6 protein-coding genes are annotated in these 6,452 nt (G+C 69.0%); 1 reads left to right on the forward strand and 5 read right to left on the reverse strand.

From position 1 onward, the window contains the following. Positions 1–15: 15 nt before the first annotated feature. From VGZ32_RS15270 to VGZ32_RS15280, 3 genes are all read right to left on the reverse strand, one after another. A complete protein-coding gene (locus tag VGZ32_RS15270) occupies positions 16–1,734 on the reverse strand; it encodes an AMP-binding protein (RefSeq protein WP_326886692.1) in 1,719 nt (572 codons plus the stop codon). 436 nt (positions 1,735–2,170) lie between these two features. Then, positions 2,171–2,665: an SRPBCC family protein gene (locus VGZ32_RS15275; protein ID WP_326886693.1), complete on the reverse strand. Its 495-nt coding sequence runs from the start codon at positions 2,663–2,665 to the stop codon at positions 2,171–2,173. Further along, positions 2,655–3,023 carry a metalloregulator ArsR/SmtB family transcription factor gene (locus VGZ32_RS15280; protein WP_326886694.1) on the reverse strand — a complete coding sequence of 123 codons (369 nt, stop codon included), beginning with the start codon at positions 3,021–3,023 and terminating at the stop codon, positions 2,655–2,657. The genes VGZ32_RS15275 and VGZ32_RS15280 overlap by 11 nt, the downstream gene beginning before the upstream one ends. A gap of 194 nt (positions 3,024–3,217) precedes the next feature. Between VGZ32_RS15280 and VGZ32_RS15285 the strand changes: the two genes are divergently transcribed. Continuing rightward, a complete protein-coding gene (locus VGZ32_RS15285) occupies positions 3,218–4,906 on the forward strand; it encodes an amidase (RefSeq protein WP_326886695.1) in 1,689 nt (562 codons plus the stop codon). Positions 4,907–4,950: 44 nt separating this feature from the next. On the opposite strand, the gene VGZ32_RS15290 is transcribed toward VGZ32_RS15285, so the two are convergent. Next, on the reverse strand, positions 4,951–5,379 hold the full coding sequence (locus VGZ32_RS15290; RefSeq protein ID WP_326886696.1) for an OsmC family protein: 429 nt from the start codon (positions 5,377–5,379) through the stop codon (positions 4,951–4,953). A gap of 133 nt (positions 5,380–5,512) precedes the next feature. After that, on the reverse strand, positions 5,513–6,058 hold the full coding sequence (locus tag VGZ32_RS15295; RefSeq protein ID WP_326886697.1) for an HdeD family acid-resistance protein: 546 nt from the start codon (positions 6,056–6,058) through the stop codon (positions 5,513–5,515). Positions 6,059–6,452 lie beyond the last annotated feature (394 nt).

Here is a 6,452-nt window from a genome sequence, read left to right on the forward strand (position 1 = left end):
CCTTCGGTGGGCCTCCTACATCTGCGTACCGCCGCCCCGCGGCCGCGCCGTGTACTCGTCGCGCACCAGCCGTCGCAGCACCTTGCCGATGATGTTGTGCGGCAGCGTGGTGCGGAACTCGACCACCTTCGGCACCTTGTAGGCGGCCAGGCGCTCCTGGCAGTGCTCGATGATCTCGTGCTCGGTGACGTGCGCTCCGTCTTCGAGCACGACGCACGCCATGACGGTCTCGCCGCGGTACGGGTCCGGAATGCCGACGACGGCCGCCTCGGCGACCGCCGGCAGGGCAGTGATCACATCCTCGATCTCCGACGGGAAGACCGAGAAGCCGCTGGCGATGATCACGTCCCGCTTGCGGTCGATGATGGTCAGGAAGCCGTCCGGGCTCATGACCGCGATGTCGCCGGTGTGCAGCCACCCGTCGCGCAGCATCTGGGCACTGTCGTCCGGCTCGTGCCAGTAGCCCGCGAAGACCTGCGGGCCGTGCACCGTCAGCTCTCCCGCCTCGCCGGGCCGCATCGCCCGCTCACCGTCGTGTTCGTCCACGATCATCACGTCGGTGTTGGGCAGCGGCAGGCCGACGGTGCCGGGCCGGGCGTTGACCCCGAGCGGATTGCAGCTGACCACTGGGGCGGACTCGGTCAGTCCGTACCCTTCGGCCAGCTGGCAGCCGGTGGCCTCTTTGAACGCGTCCACGGTCTCCGACGGCAGCCGCATCGCGCCCGAGATGCACGTGCGCAGGGCGCTGAACTGTTTCAGCGCTTTGCGGTCGACGCCGAGCAGTTGGCTGTAGATGGGCGGGACGCCGGGGAAGATGGTCGGATGCAGCCGCTTGACGGCGCGCAGCAGCAGTTCGAGGTCGAACACGGGCAGCAGCACGCTGGTCGTGCCGTTGAGGACCCCGGTAAGCAGGAAGATCAATCCGTAGGCGTGAAAGCCCGGCAGCACGCTGATCCCGATGTCCTTGCCGGGCGCCAGATTCGGGTCCCAGGCGGCGACCTGGTGCGCGTTGGCGACCAGGTTGCGGTGGGTGAGCATCGCGCCCTTCGGCCGTCCGGTGGTGCCGCCGGTGTAGAGCAGGGCTGCGAGGTCCTTCGCCGGGTCGACTCGGGTCTGCGGGCGCGGACCGCCGCCGCGACGGAACACCTCGGCCCAATACAGCACCGGCGCGTCTGCGGGCACCTCGCTCACCAGCCGCTCGCGGGCCTCGCGGGCCTTGCGCAGCGGCAGCCGCATCGCGAGCCGCAGCTTCCGCGGCAGATATTCGGTCAGCGAGGTGACCACGACGTGTTCGAGGTGGGTCTCGGTCCTGATCCGCTCGATCCGCTCGTACGCCCGGTCGAACGCGATCACCACCGTCGCGCCGCTGTTGCGCAGCTGGTGGCGCATCTCGTCGGCAGTGTAGAGCGGGTTGAAGGGCACTGCGACGGCGCCGATCCGCAGGATCGCGAACCAGGCGATGAGGAACTGCGGGCAGTTGGGCAGGACCAGCGCGACCCGGTCGCCGCGGCGCACGCCGAGCCCGGCCAGGCCGTCCGCGAACGAGTCGGCTAGCCGGTGCAGCTGCCCGTAGGTGAGCGCTTTTCCGAAGTAGAGCAGGGCGGGGCGGCGTTTGTGGCGTGCGGCCGCGTCGTCGAGCAGCTGGGTGAGGGGGACGTCCGGGATTTCGACATTGTGCGGAACCCCGCGCGTGTAGAAACCCAGCCAAGGGCGCGCGAAGGCAACATCCGACACTGGAGACCACCCTGAACGACGACATGGTTATGCGTCCCGTCGCAACGGGATCGTGGCAGTAGCCTTGTCACACGACGTCGCCGTGTCCAGCCGGTGACGGTTTTATTTCGGCCAAGAACATCTCGCCGAATAACCTGCTGCGACGCCTCTCAGCGGTCTTAGTTGCACATCGCTGCAGCTCAGCTGCATCCTGATTCCGTTGAGTCAGCGACCGTGAACGCGTTGTCGATAAACCTGATTCGCGCCGCAGTCTTATTCTGTGATGCGCTGCCGTGGATCGTTCGAACGCTTTCTCGATGTCACTGTTGAACGCACGGGCGAAATTATGCGGACCGCTACGGCGCGATCACCTTTTCGCGGCCTTCGGGCTCGACCGGAGACCGGACGAGCCCGAAGGCGCACATTTTTTTGCGGCATGTCCCGGCGCACCGGCCGTTCACGCCGCCGCGAGCACGATCTCCTCGAGGTGGTCCAGGGACGACTGGAGCCCGGTCTCCATCCCGGAGTTGACGTGCGCGTCGCGGTCTTCCTTGCTGAGGTGGTCGGCCAGGAGGGTGACCGTGGTGCGCCCGCGCTCCTCGGTGAACGTGACCGTCGTCAGCGCGGGGTGGTCGGGCATCGGCTCGAAGACGTCCGTGTGGACCAGGCGGGCGTTCGGGACGATCTCGCGGTACTCGCCGTGGAAGGCGACCTCGAAACCGGCGTGCGCAGTCATCACGTACCGCCACGTCCCGCCGACCCGCAGGTCCACCTCGATGCTGACGACCTCGCCCTGGTCGCCGGCCCACCAGCGCTTGATCAGCTCCGGGGTGGTCCAGGCGCGGTAGACCAGGTGCGCGGGCGCCGCGAACTCCCGGGTGATCAGCACCTGGGTGTCGGACGGCAGCGTCACCACAGCGCTGTGCTTGTTCGCTTCGGGCTTATCGGTCATCGGTTTCTCCGTCACGCTCATCGTTCCGCTCCTCCTGCTTCAGTTCCTCCAACACCATGTCCAGCCGGTCGAAGCGCGCCGACCACGCCCGCTCGTAGGCCCGGACCCAGTCGTAGATCGGCCGCAGCGGAGTCGCGTTGAGGCGGTAGAGCCGCTGCCGCCCATCGTCACGCACCTCGACCAATCCGACCTCCCGGAGCACCCGCAGGTGTTTGGAGACCTGCGGCTGCGCCAGTCCGAGCGCCGCGACCAGGTCGTTCACCGGCCGCTCGCCGCCGGCTAACAGGTCGAGGATCTGCCGCCGCCGGGGCTCGGCCACCGCGTTGAACGCGTCCGTCGTCGTCGCCGCTCGCGCCATGCGGCGATTGTATTCCCATATGGGCATGTGTCAATCGGGGCGACGCGAGCGCGCCCCCGACCCGCCTGACAGCCTCTGCCACACGCTTCTGAAGCGTCTCGTCGCAGATCAACGTCGAGCCTTGACGCACCGGGCCGACGGCAGTTGGCTGCACTCGGTGTGCGGCCACGCAGTCGAGTCGCCCGGAGGAACCGATGCGCAGAGCCAGCGTTCTGATTTCCGCCGTCCTGCTGATCGCCGGACTGGGGGTGGTGCCCGGTGCGAATGCCGCGACCGGGCAGGGCGCACAGGCCGACCCGGGCGCGTCCGCCGTCGCTCTCGACGGCATCAATCTCCAGTCCGTGACGGTGCTCGATCTACAGCAGGCGATGGACCACCACCGGATCTCGTCCGTGGAGCTGACCGCCTTCTACCTCAACCGAATCGCGCGGCTCAACCCGACGCTGCACGCCGTCATCCAGACCAACCGCGACGCACTGCTCGAAGCGGCGCGCAGCGATGTGAACCGACTGCTGCACGGTGGCGGCCGCGGTCCGCTCGACGGCATCCCGGTGCTACTCAAGGACAACGTCGGGTTCGGCCGCACCACGGCCGGTTCCGAGGCGCTGCTCAAGGCCGATCCGGCGACCGCGTTCCTGGTCAAGCGGCTGCTCGCGGCCGGCGCGGTGGTGATCGGCAAGGCCAACCTGTCCGAGTGGGCCAACTTCCGCTCGACCACGTCGACCAGCGGCTGGAGCGCGGTCGGCGGCCTGACGGCGAACCCGTACGTGCTCGACCACAACGCCTGCGGCTCGAGCAGCGGCTCGGCCGTCGGGGTCGCCGCCGCCCTGGCGACCGTCGCGATCGGCACCGAGACCGACGGCTCGATCGTCTGCCCCTCCAGCACGGACGGCGACGTCGGGATAAAGCCCACCCTCGGCGAGGTCAGCCGCAGCGGCGTGGTGCCGCTTTCCGACAAGCAGGACACCGCCGGCCCGATCACCCGCAACGTGACCGACGCGGCGGCCGTGCTGTCCGTGATCGGCGCCCCCGACCCGACCGATCCGGCGACCTCCGGGACCGTGGTGCAGGACTTCACCGAGGACCTGAACCCGCACGCACTGCAGGGCGCGCGGATCGGCGTTTGGCTGGATCCCACCAGCCAGGGCGATCCGGGCAGCGACACGGTGGCCGTGTTCAACCAGACGGTGCAGAAGCTGAACGCGCTGGGCGCCACGACCGTCGCGGTGACGCTGCCGTTCCAGGACGTGATCGGCAACGATGAGCTGCCCGCGTTGGAGAACGAGTTCAAGCACGACATCAACGCATACCTGGCCGCCACGCCGGGCGTGCACCCCGCCGACCTGGCCGGGCTGATCGCGTTCGACCAGGCGAACGCGGCCACCGAGATGCCGTTCTTCGGCCAGGAGATCTTCATCGCGTCGCAGGCCACGCCGGGCGACCTGAACGACCCGGTCTACGCCGCGGACCGGCTGGCCGCGACGTCGGCGGCGCAGGCGTCGATCGACCAGACCCTGGCGGCCTACAACCTCGACGCGATCATCGCGCCGACCAACCAGCCGGCCTGGATCTCGGACCTGACGACCGGAGACACCGCCACGTTCGGCTCGTCCAGTCCCGCAGCGGTCGCCGGTTACCCGAGCGTCACGGTGCCTATGGGCTTCGTCGGCCCGCTGCCGGTCGGACTATCGTTCATCGGCGCGCGGTACAGCGAGCCGAAGCTGATCGCGCTGGCCTACGCCTTTGAGCAGGCGACGCACGCGCGCCGCGTGCCGACGTTCCTGCCGCACCTGCCGACCGCCTCCGGGCCGACGACGGCGACCACGCCGACCGCGCCGCGTTCCGGCAGTGCCACCGCTACCAGAGCGCCCAACCTCTTCTAACGCTCCGGAGCCTCCACCGCCCCGAAGCGCTTTCGGGGATCGTCTCAGGTCGCTTCGATGGTCGTCGCCACCGGCGTGGCGGTCTCGATGGTGCGGCTGACCGTGCACAGCCGGTCGTGTGAGGAGCGCACGGCGCGGGGCAGGATCGCCCGCGCCGCGTCGCCCTCCTGGCCCTCAGGGAACGAGACGCGGAACGAGACCGCGAGATTGACCATCCGGCTGCCCAGTTCGTCGCTGATCTTGTCGCCGGTCACGGTCACCGTGAACTCGGTCGGTTCGGCGTGGCGGCGGGTCGCGACGTCCACGTCCGCGCCGGTGCAGCCGCCGAGCGCAGCGAGCAGCAGCTCGACCGGAGTGAATCCAGGGCCGTCGCCGGAGCCGAATTCGATGGCGTCGCCGCGGACGTTGGTGGCCTTGAAGCGGCTCGGACCGGTCCGCTCGACCCGTACAGTGCGCAGGGTGTCCTCACTCATGGCGACGACCCTATGTGATCGCCGTCAGGCGCCGACGCAGGGCGGCCGCATGCCACGCGCCGTCAACTCCGCCCGCGCGAGATCCGCTCGTCGAGGTACGCGCGGGCGGTGTCGCCAACTCCTTGGAACGAGGTCAACTCGAGCGCGCCCGCGAACGTAGCCCGAACGCGTGGCCGATCTCCATCCCCCCAAGGATGATCAGCCAGACGCCGGCCAGTAGCGCGAGCGTGGCCAGCGATCCGATCGGATCGGTGATCAGCACGACTCCGGCGATCGCGGTGATCACACTGAGGAACATCGCCCAGCCGCGCCCGGGGAACGGGGGCACGTCGAGGGCGGCGAAGGTACCCGCGATGCCGCGAAAGAGCCAGCCGACGCCGACCCAGATGCCGAGCAGCACCACCGACCGGAAGACGCTGCGGAAGCACATCAGGCCGAGCAGGATGAAGAGCACGCCGCTGACGAAGTTGAGCGCACGCAGACCGCCGCTCAGATCCGGTCCGGCCGCCAGGACCACCTGCAAGATTCCGGTGACCAAAAGGTAGAGGCCGAAGAGCACGCCGAGCACGAGGAGGGTCCGGCCCGGCCAGGTCAGCACCACGACCCCGAGTACGACCGCGACGATGCCGGCGGCCAGCGCCGAGTGCCAGTTGAATCGGCCGAGGTCCGAGAGCTTCATGCGCGGTCCGGCGCCTAGAGCGCCCTCTCCTTTGAAATACGCCATAGAACTAAGAATCGGAAATCTTCAGCGGTAGCGCATCCGGAGTGGGGCCGACTGTGTGCCCGGCGGTGACAGCGGTGCGCTGGGCGGCATGTGCCGAGGACGAAGGCGCGCCCGACCGCGCGTGCCGAGGACACGTGTCGAGGATGTCCATGCGCAGGCGGCGGACGATCAACCCTGCGCCACTCCGACGCCCGCCACTCCGACGCCCGCCACTCCGACGCCCGCCATGCCGACACTCGCCACGCCGACGGACGCCGACGGAGCACGCTGCGACGTGCTGCGATGCACCGAGTGTCGGTGCTCGATGGGAGGCTTCAGGAGAGTTCAAGGCGTGCGGCGCATGCTGGAA

Source organism: Actinocrinis sp. (genome assembly GCF_035938995.1).
Taxonomy (GTDB): Bacteria; Actinomycetota; Actinomycetes; order Streptomycetales; family Catenulisporaceae; genus DASZGI01.